Raw genomic sequence first — 15,429 nt, 5'->3', positions numbered from 1 at the left:
CGGTGTGGTATACGGGAGAGTAAGGGAAAAACTATCATACAGCTGTGAAAAGAGTACAGATGTGAAATCGAACATTTGTACTTTTTTTGCGTCCCGGCCTATATACTTTTATCCCTATACTTGGTATAATGTCCGAAAAAGACAGATGTGGATCCGGGGCAGCAGCGTAATTCACATTTATTAATGATACAGAAGAAAGTGATGTGAATGCTATTCATTTTGATAACAATTCAGCTATTCGAAAATTAGTTCTATTTGGTTATGTTCAAATGACAATATGGAAAGCATATTCTGGTTTCTTCGAAAGATTCAATTAGGGAAACAGTGTTTCCCCAATCTGAACAATAAGAAACATATTTTTATTGAGTATAAAGGAGATTGCAATGAACAACAAGGGAAATGAACTTGTTTTATATCATGGAAGTCCGGTGTTAGCATCTGAATGGTCTGTCTGCAATCCGATTGAAAGGAATGGCTGGGTACGTAAATTTGTACTGGATACCAGCGAATTAAAGATATTGGACTTTGAAAAATATGATATACTTTCGTGGCTTGCAGAGCTTATGAAACATCGGGATGCAGATACAGGGCGAAGATATAGAGTATTAGCGCCTAAATTCATTCAAAAATATCAGGTATCTACAGAAAAAATATGACGTGATCAAAGGCTGGCGTGCAAATCAATGTCTCAGAGAAGATTTTTCGGCGTTGCAAGAAATTGAGTATAATAAGCTGAATCCGCAATATACACAGCGTGACAGAACAGCAAGAGAGGCAATGTATGCTTTGATCAACTCTGATAAAAATAAGATTGAAAATGTGTTCAGCAAATTAAGAAGCGGAGGAAATGAGTATGGAGTATATCGCGCATAGAGACGGGAAACGTGTTCAGACTATGAAAGAACATTTAATCGGAACAGCGGAACTTGCCAGCCGCTTTGCGGAAAGCTTTGGAAAATCGGACTGGGGTTATTGCTGCGGGATACTCCATGATATCGGGAAATATTCCCTTGCATTTCAGGAGAAGATTAAGAATAACAGCGATAAGCGGGTGGATCATTCTACAGCCGGGGCGCAGGTGTGTTTTGAAAAGGGTGGCATGTACGGGTTCATGAGCTACTGCATTGCCGGACATCATTCGGGGCTGCCAGATCATGGGAGCTCTTCTGATGCGGAAAATGCGCCTACATTAGAGGGCAGAAAGCGGAAACGGCTTGAGGATTACAGCGCCTTTAAAGGTGAAATAAAGATTCCGGAAATACGTACGCTTCCATTTGATCCATTAAAGGAGTCCGATCCGGATTTCTCTTTAAGTGTGTTTATCAGGATGCTGTATTCCTGTCTGGTAGATGCGGATTTTCTGGATACGGAAAGCTTCATGAAGAATGGGCAGACGCTGAGAGAGGCAGGAGAGGCTATAAGTGTTCTTCTGGAAAGACTAAAGGATTATGTGGCAGATTGGCTGCAGAATGAAGATAAGGACACTGTAAATGGGAGAAGAACAGAAATACTCAGGCACTGTTTCGATAAAGGACTCAGGGAGAGAGGAATATTCCAGCTTACCGTGCCGACCGGCGGTGGGAAAACAATCGCGTCTCTGGCGTTTGCGCTGCAGCATGCGGTGGAAAATCACATGGACCGGGTGATTTATGTGATACCGTATACAAGTATCATTGAGCAGAATGCAGAGGTGTTCCGCAGGATACTGGGAAATCAGAACGTGCTGGAAAATCACTATAATGTAGATCATGAAAGCTCAGATGAACTAAAGCCCATGCAGCTTGCGGCGGAAAACTGGGATAAGCCGGTGGTTGTGACGACGAATGTGCAGTTTTTTGAATCCTTGTTTGCAAATAAGTCCTCCAGATGCAGAAAGCTACATAACATAGCCAACAGCGTTATCATATTTGACGAAGCACAGATGCTTCCCACAGATTATATGAAGCCCTGCATTGCCATGATGGAGGAGCTTGTTGGAAATTTCCGTTCCAGTATCGTGCTCTGTACAGCAACGCAGCCTGCGTTGACTCCATTTTTTCAGAGAAAGCTTCCGGTCACTGAACTCTGCCCGAGGGTAGAAGAACAATTTTGTTTTTTTGAGAGAGTCACCTTTAAAAATATCGGGACGGTTTCGGAAGATGAATTGATTGAAAAATTGGAGCAGGAGGAACAGGCGCTCTGCATTGTCAACACGAAGAAACGGGCACAGAGAATCTATCAGAAAATGAAAGGCGAAGGTGTATTCCACCTGTCTACAACGATGTATCCGAAACACAGGCGGCGGATTCTGGAGAAAATCAGAAAGTTGGTAAAAGACGGGCAGAAATGTATCCTGATTTCGACCAGCCTCGTGGAGGCAGGAGTTGACCTTGATTTTCGCGCTGTGTACAGACAGCTGGCGGGAGTTGACTCCATGATCCAGGCAGCAGGCAGATGTAACAGGGAAGGAAAGAGGGATGTGGCTGAAAGTTTTGCCTATATTTTTCAATTTGAAGAAAAAGAATATGTTCCCGGGCAGCAGCTCCAGATTGATGTATCAAAGATGTTGATTTCAGGGAATGAGGATATCTCATCGCTGCACGGGATAGAAAAATATTTCGAAGCACTGTATCGTTTTCGTGGGCAGAGCCTGGACAAAAAGAAGATTCTCGAAGAGTTTAAAGGGAAAAGATATAATTTTGCTAAGGCGGCACAGGAGTTTAAAATGATCGAGGAAAATACATGGACTGTCTTTGTCAGCAGAGAGGAAGAGGCGGAAGAGCTCCTTCAGCAGATCAAATGCCAGGGATATACAAAGGCAGGGGTGCGAAAAGCAGGCCAGTACTGTGTTCAGTTATACGAAAATGATATCCAGAAACTTCAGGGTGCGGGAATGCTCAGACCGATATCTGAGGACATTGAAAATTTCTTTGAGCTTGTTGACAAGGAGCAGTATACAGAAGAGATTGGCCTGAACCTTGGGATAGAGTCGGGGATGGCGGTAATCATGTGAGCAAGGATGAGAAAAGCATGGAAGACACAAAATCAAATTCTGTGTCCTCCATGCTTTTACATTATTATAAATTTTGTTATTTCAACCCACAGGTTCCAGTCCTGACTACAGAGACAGTATAGCAGATTGTTGTGACTAGTTCAACAACAGTTACAATAAATATGGTTCAACAACATTTAATATAATATGATTGGAATATAGTTGCGCTTTAGGTAGAAGAAGAGTATATTAATTATATAATTACGAAAGAAAAGGAAGGTATCTAGATGTTACTTTTTTCAACAGTATTAGAAATTAATGATAGTATAAGTTAACTTATTTTGGAGATACACGATATTGGACAACTATTGCTAAAACTCCAAGCGATAATAAAAGCGGAACAAATGTAGCATTAACTATTATAAGGAATATGCTTTAAGACTAAATGTAGAAATAAAGATCTTGACTCAACACTATTACATAGGCAATTGCGAAACAAGCTTGTAGTTATGGTTGAAAGAAGGGATGTTATCTAGCGACACATGATGAAGATGGTGAGGAAGTGATGGTTCAAGAAATAGGCACCACAAAAAGACTTCCCAGATAAACAGCGAAGAGAATTTCCTATGAAAAAACATGATTAAGCAATTAAAGGTTTCGAATTTCGAAGGAATTGGTGTTGATGGATTTTATCAGCGACCATTACAGTTACAAGCTGTGTAATGCCAGCAAGTAATCAGTCAGCATGGAGAGTTTTTCATTCTGCGTTTTGCGCCCGGCAATACAAAAACTGTCTTTGAAATGATTGATCGATTTTTCAACATTAACACGAATCTTGTAGGTTTCCTCCCGCTCTGTCAAACCACGTTCGACACCCGGATATGCACGGAGATCTTTCTCTGGGTAGATGTAGATCATTCGTCCGCAGGAGGAAGTTGTGCAGGGGTTGTCACAGTGGCACACACGGCGTTTGGATTTATCTGCCGGATTGTATTCCCATTTCATTTTGGGGCATACAAACTTCATGGTTGGAATCTTGCTTTTTAAATGAGATTTGCCCCCTTCTCTTTTCATGGGAAGTGTGGGGGCATGCGGACAGCATGGAATACCGTTCTCATTAAAGGAATAACCTTCCTTTTTCATGGAAAGTTTGCCCCTCAGAGGAATAAAGGCTTTTTCAAATCCGATATCTCCAAGAAGGGATTTATAGATTTCGATGGTATCAAACGCTGCATCTCCGAGAAAAGTCTTGGGATTGATCAGTGGATGCTTTTGGAAGAAGTCGGTCAAAACAGGAAGGAGAACTTTTGAGTCGGCGAGCGACTTCTCCTCGTCCGGAGAATCCGATTTTTTCTCCACAACAATATCAGGGTGAACATGCAGAAAGTCTTTGTTATAGAAAGTGATGTCACGAACGATACCGAGTCTATTTGTAATAACACCAAACTTATAGGCATAGCAGAAATGCTCATTGATGTACAATTGCTGGATTGCCTGATTAGAAGCAGCATGGGAAGGCATAGAACCATAAGCAGCCTTATAAGGGTCGTAAGAATCGTCAAGGTTCTGAGATTTTTTAAAGGCTTTCAGCTGTTTGATAATACGATTTGCGTATTTGGGGTTATTTTCAATGACCCGTGCTTCTATACCGAAGGTATCGAAGATGGTTATGGACGCATGAGTAGGATCAAGCTTTTGGCAGATTGGTTCGGTTAGGTCAACAAGGTGATCGAACATGGATTGTAAGTCCAAGAAAAAGTCCTGCTTGAAGCGTGTGAATTTTGAACCATCTGGAACAATATCAAAACCGCAGAAAGCACGTAATTCCTGAGAGTATTTCAAAAAATTAATCAGGAGAGTGTCAGTTGGGATTGAGAAAATACGTTGGATTAGAAGTGCCTTGATCATAGGATAAAGCTGGTGTCTGCGAGGTCTTCCGGTACGAGAGTGAAAATGAGTAACAAAAGAAACAGGAACAATTTCATCAAGGTTAATGGCTTCGTCAAGAAGTGAAAGAAACTGATATTTGTCGTTGTCGAATTTATTTTGACAATCTTCAAAAACTTCTGCCAAAGTGAGTTACTTATGTATTATCATATGAGTATATCTCCTTTAGGTGGATTGGTTAATTAGTTTCTAGTCAATTCTATTTTGCCATAAATCTTGAGGAGATATTTTGATTTATAACAAAAAGGATTCCGTATTTATGCGGGTTCTGGCGTTTCGCAAACGCCTAAACACTATTACAGGTAAAAAGGAGAGAAGCTATGATTTTATATCAGGGAAGCAGACAAATCGTAGAATATCCTGAAATAAGAAAAGCAAAATATAACAAAGATTTCTATTTTGGATTTTATTGTACCAGGTATGAAGAGCAGGCAAAAAGATGGGCGGCCCGTTATGGGGTAAACGGATATTTGAACAAATATGAGCATGTGCCGGATGACAAACTTAACTGCAAAGTGTTTACTGAGATGACAGAAGAGTGGCTCGATTTTATCGTTGCATGCCGCAGTGGGAAGTCTCATAAATACGACATAGTAGAAGGCCCTATGGCAGACGACACGATTTATAATTACGTTCAGAACTATATGGACGGGAAAATTTCAAGAGCGGCGTTCTGGGAACTGGCAAAGTTTAAGTATCCCACGCATCAGATTAGTTTTCATACGGTTTCTGCACTTGATACTTTGAAATTTATAGGAAGTGAGGTTGTATATGGGAACAAAGAATAATAATGCGCTTTTTTTTACATGCAGCCTGATTGAATATATCGGCCGATGTATAAAGCGGACAAGACGTGAAGTAACAGATTGTCTGGGAAAGGACAGTATCAAGAGAATTTACGAGTATGCAGATGTCTTTCACTGTGAGCCGATTGAAAAGACGGCAGATGAGTTTATGGAAGAGGCACATATGACGGAAGGAAGTTTTGACAATGTGAAGGAATGCCGGTATACCGTTCCGGGATATTGGGGTATTGGGGAAGTATATGAGCGGTTGATTGAAGATGCCTATGAGGATGAAAATGTACTGGAAGGGATATGGGAGGTTTACCATTCCTGGATTGATGCGCAGATTTCAGATTACAATACAGATTTCTATTATCAGCCGAGAGATTATATAGCAGAATGTTATAAGGAAGGAGTGATCTTATAGATGAAACGAAGGAAGGAGGCTGAGCGATGGGAGTAGGTGTTAAGGTCAGAGTGTGGGGAAACTACGCGCTCTTCTCGCGCCCGGAGATGAAAGTGGAAAGATGCTCCTATGACATCATAACCCCGTCGGCGGCGAGAGGAATCCTGGAGGCGGTCTACTGGCATCCGGGCATGCGATGGGTGGTCGATAAGATCCATGTGGTCAATCCGGTCCAGTTCACAAGTGTGCGGCGGAATGAAGTGAAGAGTAAAATACTTGCCAGTAATGTACTTCAGGTCTATAACGGCGCAAAGAAACCGTTGTACATAAGTACGAAGGCCGATATTGTCCAACGGGCGTCACTTTTGCTGCGGGACGTGGAGTATGTAATCGAAGCGCATTTCGAGATGACCGAGCGGGCGAATGAGACAGATAATCCGGGCAAATTCAAGGACATCATCATGCGGCGGCTAAGAAGAGGGGAATGCTTCCATATGCCCTATTTCGGATGCAGGGAGTTTCCGGCGAATTTCTGCCTGTGCGAAGAGGAAGACATCAGGACAGCGTATGATGAGGTGGAAGAAAAAGATCTGGGATTTATGCTTTTTGACATGGATTACTCGGACAGGACTCATATCCAGCCGATGTTTTTCCGTGCTGTCATGAAGCAGGGAGTCCTGGATCTGAGGGACTGTGAGGTGGTACGATGATCTTACAGGCACTGGTAAATCATTATGAAAACCTCATGGAACGGGAAGAGGTGACTCAGGAAGGCTGGTGTAAAGCGAAGGTTTCCTGTGCAGTCAATCTGTCAGGAAACGGGAAAATTCTGGGGATTATTTCTTTGAAGGAGGAGACGGAGAGGGGGAAAAAGACTGTGTGGGTTCCCAGGCAGATCACGGTTCCGGAGATGGTAACCCGTTCTTCTGGCGTTTCAGCCAATTTCCTGTGCGACAACTCAAAGTATATCCTGGGGATTGATGCGGACGGCACAAATCGGAGGGTTCTTGACTGCTTTGAAGCGGCGAAGGAAAAGCATTTGGCGCTGCTCCGTGAAACAGAAGGTGAGATGGCAGAGGCGGTCAGGAGATTTTTCGAGACATGGGATCCGGAAAAGGCATCAGAATGTGCTGAGATTAGAGAAAGATGGGAAGAACTCACAGATGGAGGAAATCTGATCTTCTGTATGGGTATACATTATGCGCAGGATGATCCGTTTATACAAGAAACATGGGAACGTGCAAGAAATAAATCTTCAGAAGACGGGCAGACAGGAATCTGTCTTGTGACAGGAAAAGAAGCAGAGATTTCCAGAATCCACAAAGCCATCAAAGGGGTTCCGGGAGCTCAGTCCAGCGGTGCTGCGCTGGTCTCATTTAACGCACCGGCTTTTGAATCCTATGGAAAAGAGCAGAGCTATAATGCACCGGTTGGGAAATATGCGGAATTTGCCTATACCACAGCATTGAATTATCTGCTGGATCAGAGAGATTATACATTTCAGCTTGGAGATTCCATGATCGTATTCTGGTCGGAAAGCGCGGAGGAAGAGTATCAGAGGGCGTTTTTCGGAGCGGCTGATCCGAAACCCGACAATCAGGAAGAAATAAGAGGACTATTTGAAAATCTGAAAAAGGGTATGTCGGTTTCTGTTGAAGGTTTCACCATAAATCCGGACCAGAGATTTTACATCCTTTCACTTGCCCCCAATGCGGCCAGACTTTCTGTACGGTTTTTTTATCAGGATTCTTTTGGAAATATCCTGAAGAATTTGTCTGCGCATTACGAGAGACTGTCAATTGTAAAACCATCCTGGGAGAGCAGAGAATATATGGGAGTCAGAGACCTGCTTTCGGAGACGGTCGATCAGAACTCAAAGGACAAATCTCCTGTCCCCAATATGGCTGCGTTCGTACTTCGGGCAATCCTCTCAGGTGCCAGGTATCCGGCGAGTCTTTATACAGATGTTCTTATCCGGATTCGCGCAGATCAGGGCAATATCACCTGGGGGAGAGCGGGGATCATCAAAGCATATCTGATACGAAATGGAAACTGGAAGGAAGGAGAGAATTATATGGGACTGAATGAAGAGACCAGGGAGACAGCTTATGTGCTTGGAAGACTGTTTTCCGTATTAGAATCGATCCAGATGGAGACAAATCCGGGAATTAAGGCGACGATTCGCGACCGGTATTTTAATTCCGCATGTGCGACGCCAGCAACGATCTTCCCGGTGCTTATAAAATTGAAGAACAGTCATATGAAAAAGCTGGAGAGAGATAAGGGCAGCGCAAAAATATATTATGAGAAGCTGCTGACAGAACTTATGGGAAAATTGGATGAATATCCAAAACGCCTGTTGCTGGAAGAGCAGGGAAAATTCATTCTCGGATATTATCATCAGGTACAGAAAAAGTACGAAAAAAGGGAGGAAAAGTAGATGAGCGAAGTGATCAAAAACAGGTATGAATTTGTAGTACTGTTTGATGTGGAAAATGGAAATCCCAATGGCGACCCTGACGCCGGCAATATGCCCAGGATCGATCCGGAGAGCGGGCTGGGGCTTGTGACGGATGTATGCCTGAAGAGGAAAATCAGAAATTATGTTGAGACAGTTAAAGAAGATACGGAGGGGTTTAAGATTTATATTAAAGAAGATATACCTCTCAACAGGAGCGACAGAGAGGCGTGCAAAAGTCTTGGCATCGAGGAGACAGAAGATAAAAAGGTGACAGACGCGCTGAAAAAATTAAAGAAAAGTGATCCGGATGCAGATATTAAACTGAGAGATTATATGTGCAGTAATTTTTATGATATTCGCACGTTTGGCGCAGTTATGACAACTTTTGTGAAGGCTTCGTTAAACTGCGGACAGGTCAGAGGACCGGTACAGATTGGATTTGCAAGGAGTATCGCTCCTGTCATCAGCCAGGAGGTCACGATTACAAGAGTGGCGATCACCACTGAGAAAGATGCGGAAAACAAAAGCACAGAGATGGGAAGAAAGAGCATTGTTCCCTACGGATTGTATCGCGCAGAGGGGTATGTGTCTGCGAATCTTGCTAGAAAAGTGACGGGATTTTCAGAGGGGGATCTGGAGCTGCTGTGGGAGGCGATCATCAATATGTTCGAGAACGACCACTCAGCGGCAAGAGGGAAAATGGCAGTCCGCGAACTGATCGTATTCAAACACAGCAAAGAACTGGGAGACTGTCCGGCATATAAATTGTTTGACGCAGTGGAAGTCAGGAAAAAGGAGGATGTGGAATATCCGAGGAAGTATCAGGACTATACAGTGGAAATACACGAAGAGAAGATACCGGATTCAGTCGAAGTGAAAAGGATGGTATGATGGAATATTCGGAAGATGATTATCTGATGATTTCAGGAATCCAGCATTTCAAATTCTGCCGGAGACAGTGGGCTTTGATCCATATTGAACAGCAGTGGGCGGAAAACGTTCATACTGTCACAGGAGAGCTGCTACATAAAAAGGTGCATGATCCCACTCTCAGGGAAAAGAGAAAGGACGTCATCATCGCCAGAGCTCTTCCGGTCTCCTCCAGAGAACTGGGAATCAGCGGCGAGTGCGATCTGGTAGAGTTCCACAAATGTGAGGATGGAGTAAAGCTTTATGGACACAGAGGACTTTACTCGATTTACCCGGTGGAATATAAGAAAGGAAAACCTAAACTGTCAGAGGAAGACAAGCTTCAGCTGGCAGCACAGGCGATGTGCCTGGAAGAGATGTTTTCTGCGCAGGTGCCGGAAGGAGCAATATTTTACGGTGAGACAAGAAGGCGGGAAGCTGTGGAGATTACAGAAAAACTGCGCAGTGAAGTAAAAAATATGTTTCGTGAGATGCATGAGTATTATGCAAGAAGGTATACGCCAAAGGTGAAATACAGCAAGTCCTGTAATGCGTGTTCTCTCAAGGACATTTGTCTGCCCAGACTCGGCAAGTCAGTTTCAGTGAAATCATATATTGATCAGATGCTGAAGGAGGAAGAAGAATGAGAAAGCTGCTGAATACATTGTATGTCACTTCTGAAAACAGCTATCTGTCTCTGGACGGGGAAAATGTAGTTGTCCTTGAGAATCAGAAAGAACTAGGAAGGATACCGCTGCATAATCTGGAGGGGATTATCTCCTTTGGCTATCGTGGGACGAGCCCTGCATTGATGGGTGCTTGTGCAGAACGAAATATTTCTCTGTGTTACCTTACGCCGCAGGGAAAATTTCTGGCGCGTGTCTCTGGAAGAACCAAAGGAAATGTAATCTTAAGACAGCAGCAGTATGCGAGTAAAAATAATGAGAAGATTAGCCTGGAGATTGCAAGAAACTGTATACTGGGAAAAGTACATAATGCCAGGTGGGTTCTGGAACGAGCCATGAGAGACCACGCGATGCAGATTGACACGGAGCGAGTAAAGGATGCGTCTGCTTTCTTGAAAAATGCTTTGGAAAGGATTCGGGATGCAAAATCCAAAGAGCAGCTCAGAGGCTATGAAGGAGAAGCTGCAAGCATTTATTTCGGAGTGTTTGACGAATTGATCCTCCAGCAGAAAAAGGATTTTGTATTCAGAGGCAGAAATAAGCGCCCACCTCTTGATAATGTGAATGCGCTGTTGTCTTTTGTATATACTTTGCTGACAAACAGTATTACTTCTGCTCTGGAAAGCGTAGGGCTGGATCCCTATGTAGGATATCTTCACATGGATCGACCTGGCAGAGCTTCGCTGTCTTTGGACATGATAGAGGAACTCAGGGCAATCCTCGCCGACCGTTTTGTCCTGACATTGATCAATAAGAAGATTATCAGCGGTAAGAATTTTTCTGTGAAAGAAAACGGCACGGTGCTTATGGATGATGAGCTGCGGAAAAAGGTTCTGACAGAATGGCAGAACAAGAAAAAAGAAACTATAACGCATCCTTACCTGAAAGAAAAAGTAGAATGGGGGATGGTTCCTTATGTTCAGGCAATGCTCCTTGCCCGGTATTTAAGAGGCGACCTGGATGGTTATCCTGTATTCCTTTGGAAGTGAGGTGTGGAAATGCTGGTGTTGATTACATATGATGTGAATACTGAGACTGCCGCAGGGAGGAAGAGACTGCGAAAAGTTGCAAAACAATGCACAAATTATGGGAGACGAGTGCAGAATTCTGTTTTCGAATGTATTCTGGACAATGCGCAGTGCATTACCCTGAAGGCAATATTGGCAGAGATTATTGATGAGAGCGTTGACAGCCTGAGGTTCTATTATCTGGGAAATAAGTATCAGACAAAGGTGGAACATATGGGCGTCGACCGAGGAATTGCAGCAGACGATACTTTGATTTTGTGATCATACAAGAGTGCGAATAAGAAGCGTACATGAAAACGTCGGGAGATTCGCACCTTAAAATGTGCACAAATGAAGTGGAGTGAGGAAAAAAGAGGGGATGGAAAAGGGGAAAATTAAGTATATAAAATGATAATTTGTTGATTTCTGCTAAAAATGGAAAAGGCTTTTTGGCTAAAATTGCTGTCGCTCCTCTTGTGGGAGCGTGGATTGAAATTGGATCTTCCTGCGCTCTTCGGCGTCCGCCGTGAGTCGCTCCTCTTGTGGGAGCGTGGATTGAAATTCCGGTCTCCCATCTGAGGTTTAAGCCCTGGGCCGTCGCTCCTCTTGTGGGAGCGTGGATTGAAATGGAACTACCTGCGTGCCGAAGTGGAAGACGGGACTCGTCGCTCCTCTTGTGGGAGCGTGGGTTGAAATTGCGCAAAGGCTTTTCGGGTCTTGAGCCGTTCTAAGTGTGGATATGCTTCAACATATTTCCTTCTGATTTCCTGGTATCTGCTCTCTGTTGTTTTAATTACTTTTTGGTGATATTATAATGCATCAAATGCAATATCAATATGCGAATACATCAAAAATAAAGCGGTTTGTACAGAAACGATTTGTGCATTATTTGTAATGTAAAACTATTGAAAAACAATTAAAATTAATGCATTCTTATTTATACATATAGAAGGAGGTGGAATAGGTGTTTGTATATAAATTTAATGTATTGGACAGTTTAAAAGAAGCTGGTTATAACACAACAAGACTCAGAAAAGAAAAGCTTTTGGGTGAAAATGCAATCCAGTCTTTACGCCGGGGGGAAATGGTAGGAATTATTGAACTTGAAAAGATTTGTAGACTTTTAGATATGCAACCGGGAAACATTATAAAATATGTAGATGATACTCCTGATAATAAACATTAAAAATGATGTAAATATTTATTGGTAAAACACTAAAAATAATGTATTATATAATCGTAAGGAGAAAACGACTTATAAATACCGGGTAAGCGGAGAAAGAAGAAACTCATGGAAGAGATGACGATAGAAGAAATGCAGAGGTTTTTGAACCGAGAAGCAGAAAAGGGAAGTACAGAATATGAGGCATTGAAAGCGTTAGCTGATATCCTCGGAATTGCGTTCCCGGAACTTAAAAAGGCTGACTAAACAGTCAGCCACACACATAAAATCGAGAGGGCGGGCTTACCACCGCTCTCTTGTCAAAATGAAGGCCGATGTCAAAAATGAAATTTTAAATTCCACCTCTCCTCCCATCTCTCCGGGAGTTTGACAGTTAAATATTCAAAAAGATGTCTGCAGGCCGCAAAACCTGCACTTTTTTGTTATATTTTTTGAATTTTATAGTGCTTGTTTGTGCTAGTTGTAGTGTAATAAAAACTAGCAAAGGTGTTTTTTAGGTATATCAGTATTGCCGGCAGTTCAAACAACAAAGGTGTCTATATCTATTAGTCCTACCACAAAGAAAACGGCAAAACGTCCTTCCGCATCTATAAAAAGATGGGAAAGTTCAACAATCTTCTGGCCCAGTTCTCCGGTGACCAGGATAAGCTGATGGAATGGGCAAGAGAAGAAGCCAGAAAATAAACAGAGCTCTACAATCAGCATAACGGCAGGATTTCTGTTGATTTTTCTCAGGGAGCTCGAATCCCTCTGGATGAAGCACGCTCCTTTTATATCGGCTATCGTTTCCTCCAATGCCTCTGCCCAACGCTTCGCATGGATAAGATCTGCCGGACAATCAAAAGCCGGCATAAATTTAAATACGATCTGAACGCGATCCTCTCAGATCTGGTCTATGCAAGGATCCTCTCTCCCCGCAGCAAGCTGGGGAGCTACGAGTATTGCCAGACATTACTGGAGCCTCCTAAATACAGCCTGCAGGATATGTACCGCTCTCTTTCTGTCCTTGCCGAAGAAGCCGATTTTATCCAGACCGAGCTTTATCAGAATTCCAACTATGTCCACCCGAGGAATAAACGGATCCTGTATTACGACTGTACGAATTATTATTTTGAGATCGAAGAAGAAAGCGGTATGAAGCGTTATGGAAAGAGCAAAGAACATCGTCCTAATCCTATTGTTACGATGGGGCTGTTTATGGATGCAGATGGGATCCCTATGGCTTTTGATATTTTCCCCGGAAATCAGAACGAGCAGACCACATTAAAACCTCTGGAGTCAAAAATCCTTCGGGACTTCGGATGCAGCGAGTTCATCTTCTGCTCCGATGCCGGGCTTGGCAGTGCAGGCAACCGACGTTTTAACAGCCTCGGGGACCGTGCCTATGTCATTACCCATTCTTTAAAAAGGATGAAAAAAGAAGACCGGGAGATCGCTTTGAACCCCGCACAGTTCCGGAAACCTGGATGCAGCCGTTTTATCGACCTGCGCACTCTGGATGAAACCGACGAAGAGGTATTTAACACAGTCTATTACAAAGAAATCCCTGTCGTTACAGGAAGCATGGATGAGACCATTATCGTCACCTATTCGCCGAAGTACAAAGCTTATCAGAGAAAGCTCCGTGCCCGGCAGATTGAAAGGGCACAAAAGATCATTGCATCCTCTGACAGAAAGCGAAAAGGGAAAAACCAGAATGACCCTATGCGTTTTGTCAAAAAGATAGCTGTCACTTCCGAAGGCGAAAAAAGTATTTATGATCTGGATATGGAGCAGATCCGGAAAGAAGACAGGCGGAGAGAAGGACCGTGCTATCTCCGAAATATGGAGAGGATACAAGGTTTTATATGGAGTTTTCAATGGAGAGGGAGTAGAAGCGCTCAAGATAAAAACCTTTTTGGACTTAAAACTCATCTAAATGTGTCAGTATGCCACTTTCTCTCTATACAGATACATCTTATAATCTTAATTATAGAGAAAGATAGAATGGAGGCGGGAGATATGGATGAGATTATCAGGCTATCCGGATATATGTGGAATGAAGAGTGGGATAAGGAGGCGATTGCCGAAAAACTTTGCAAGGTAATGATGATTCTTTTGTTTGGTGTCTGTCTGTGGACGGTAGCGGAACGCCCGAGTGGCTCCATCGCAGATGAAAAGGAATACAGCGTGGCAAGCAGTTTTGCGAGGAACCGGGCTGAGGAGGGCGAAAAACAGGGAATGGTCCTGTCGGCATTTTTCGACAGCCTTGATTTTTCTGTTCCGGCTCCCATCCCGGTCTCTGTTGTGGGGCAGAAGGCTCTGGAAGGCACAGCGGATTTAGAGGCTCAGGCTGTCCCGGCTGCCGCGGCAGAGTGCGGTCCCGCTGTCTCTGTGCCTGTGGAGGGTGTCCAGACAGAGGGCGTCTTGGCAGAAGAGCAGGAGGAAGTCCTTCCGGCCATGCTGACCATTCACCTGTATGGAAACGGAGGCAGCCCTGCCATGGTGACTGTCACAGAGCGGGCGGATGCTGTCTCTTCCGGGGGATGGAGTGTTCCCCAGAGGCCGGGCAAAGTGTTCGATGGCTGGTATCTGGATACGGCATGCACCAGGCCCTTTGAAGGAGTGGAAGCGGGGACGGATATTCTGGAATTGTACGCAGGCTGGAGGGAGCTGGAAGGCTTTGTGTCTGATGATGAGGGACATATCCTTGCCTGCACTTCAGGGCTGGCCGTTGTAGATGGGCTTCTGGCTCTGCCCGGCGACCCCGCATGTACGGGGATCGAGGCGGGAGCTCTTGCAGACGTGGCCGACCAGATCACGGAAATCTTTATTCCCGCCAATATCCGATACATTGCCCCGGGAGCATTGGATGGCCTGCCGAATCTGATGTACATAGAAGTGGAAGCCGGAAATCCGGATTATTACAGTGAAAATGGGATCCTTTACACAGCGGGAGGCGAGATTGTCGGCTGTCCGGTGTGGTATACGGGAGAGTAAGGGAAAAACTATCATACAGCTGTGAAAAGAGTACAGATGTGAAATCGAACATTTGTACTTTTTTTGCGTCCCGGCCTATATACTTTTATCCCTAT

The 15,429-nt window shown here is 43.8% G+C and carries 14 protein-coding genes and 1 pseudogene; 14 read left to right on the top strand and 1 reads right to left on the bottom strand.

The window, feature by feature from the left end; translation table 11 throughout:
• The first annotated feature begins 383 nt into the window (after window positions 1-383).
• Genes B5E62_RS17375 through B5E62_RS16200 form a run of 3 tightly spaced genes read left to right on the top strand, consistent with a single transcriptional unit; the run spans window position 384 to window position 2,992 of the window.
• Window positions 384-656, top strand: coding sequence for a DUF3990 domain-containing protein (locus B5E62_RS17375; protein ID WP_242958012.1), 273 nt, complete (start codon window positions 384-386; stop codon window positions 654-656).
• A gap of 1 nt (window position 657) precedes the next feature.
• Window positions 658-873 carry a hypothetical protein gene (locus tag B5E62_RS17370; protein ID WP_242958010.1) on the top strand — a complete coding sequence of 72 codons (216 nt, stop codon included), beginning with the start codon at window positions 658-660 and terminating at the stop codon, window positions 871-873.
• On the top strand, window positions 854-2,992 hold the full coding sequence (locus tag B5E62_RS16200) for a CRISPR-associated helicase/endonuclease Cas3 (protein ID WP_087175547.1): 2,139 nt from the start codon (window positions 854-856) through the stop codon (window positions 2,990-2,992). Before B5E62_RS17370 ends, B5E62_RS16200 begins: the two co-directional genes overlap by 20 nt.
• 687 nt (window positions 2,993-3,679) lie before the next feature.
• Here B5E62_RS16200 and B5E62_RS16195 read toward each other — a convergent pair.
• Entirely contained in the window at window positions 3,680-5,044 is a 1,365-nt protein-coding gene (locus B5E62_RS16195; RefSeq protein WP_330398163.1) for a transposase, read from the bottom strand.
• Window positions 5,045-5,238: 194 nt separating this feature from the next.
• Here B5E62_RS16195 and B5E62_RS16190 point away from each other — a divergent pair, with 194 nt between their 5' ends.
• The 11 genes and pseudogenes from B5E62_RS16190 to B5E62_RS17795 all read left to right on the top strand — a co-directional run.
• Window positions 5,239-5,706 (top strand): DUF3990 domain-containing protein, encoded by a 468-nt coding sequence (locus B5E62_RS16190; RefSeq protein WP_087175546.1) that lies wholly within the window; start codon window positions 5,239-5,241, stop codon window positions 5,704-5,706.
• On the top strand, window positions 5,690-6,130 hold the full coding sequence (locus tag B5E62_RS16185) for a hypothetical protein (protein ID WP_087175545.1): 441 nt from the start codon (window positions 5,690-5,692) through the stop codon (window positions 6,128-6,130). Before B5E62_RS16190 ends, B5E62_RS16185 begins: the two co-directional genes overlap by 17 nt.
• A gap of 26 nt (window positions 6,131-6,156) precedes the next feature.
• Window positions 6,157-6,819, top strand: a complete 663-nt coding sequence (gene cas5c, locus B5E62_RS16180; protein ID WP_087175544.1) for a type I-C CRISPR-associated protein Cas5c — start codon at window positions 6,157-6,159, stop codon at window positions 6,817-6,819.
• Window positions 6,816-8,549, top strand: a complete 1,734-nt coding sequence (gene cas8c / locus B5E62_RS16175) for a type I-C CRISPR-associated protein Cas8c/Csd1 (protein ID WP_087175543.1) — start codon at window positions 6,816-6,818, stop codon at window positions 8,547-8,549. Before cas5c ends, cas8c begins: the two co-directional genes overlap by 4 nt.
• Window positions 8,550-9,461 (top strand): type I-C CRISPR-associated protein Cas7/Csd2, encoded by a 912-nt coding sequence (gene cas7c / locus B5E62_RS16170; protein WP_087175542.1) that lies wholly within the window; start codon window positions 8,550-8,552, stop codon window positions 9,459-9,461.
• The gene (gene cas4, locus B5E62_RS16165) at window positions 9,461-10,126 is read left to right on the top strand and encodes a CRISPR-associated protein Cas4 (RefSeq protein WP_087175541.1); all 666 of its coding nucleotides are present in this window, start codon (window positions 9,461-9,463) and stop codon (window positions 10,124-10,126) included. The genes cas7c and cas4 overlap by 1 nt, the downstream gene beginning before the upstream one ends.
• A complete protein-coding gene (gene cas1c, locus B5E62_RS16160; protein ID WP_087175540.1) occupies window positions 10,123-11,154 on the top strand; it encodes a type I-C CRISPR-associated endonuclease Cas1c in 1,032 nt (343 codons plus the stop codon). The genes cas4 and cas1c overlap by 4 nt, the downstream gene beginning before the upstream one ends.
• Window positions 11,155-11,163: 9 nt before the next feature.
• Window positions 11,164-11,454 (top strand): CRISPR-associated endonuclease Cas2, encoded by a 291-nt coding sequence (gene cas2 / locus B5E62_RS16155; protein WP_087175539.1) that lies wholly within the window; start codon window positions 11,164-11,166, stop codon window positions 11,452-11,454.
• 682 nt (window positions 11,455-12,136) lie between these two features.
• The gene (locus B5E62_RS16150; protein ID WP_087175538.1) at window positions 12,137-12,358 is read left to right on the top strand and encodes a helix-turn-helix domain-containing protein; all 222 of its coding nucleotides are present in this window, start codon (window positions 12,137-12,139) and stop codon (window positions 12,356-12,358) included.
• Window positions 12,359-12,463: 105 nt separating this feature from the next.
• Window positions 12,464-12,601 carry a hypothetical protein gene (locus B5E62_RS17090; protein ID WP_164488621.1) on the top strand — a complete coding sequence of 46 codons (138 nt, stop codon included), beginning with the start codon at window positions 12,464-12,466 and terminating at the stop codon, window positions 12,599-12,601.
• 240 nt (window positions 12,602-12,841) lie between these two features.
• Window positions 12,842-14,146 (top strand): annotated as a pseudogene (locus B5E62_RS17795) (IS1634 family transposase); the annotation flags it as partial.
• Window positions 14,147-15,429: the final 1,283 nt, after the last annotated feature.

The organism is Lachnoclostridium sp. An118 (assembly GCF_002160985.1).
GTDB classification, from domain to species: domain Bacteria; phylum Bacillota; class Clostridia; order Lachnospirales; family Lachnospiraceae; genus Claveliimonas; species Claveliimonas stercoravium.
The sequence above is the reverse complement of the archived record's forward strand: the minus strand, read 5'-3'. Positions and strand labels throughout refer to the sequence as shown.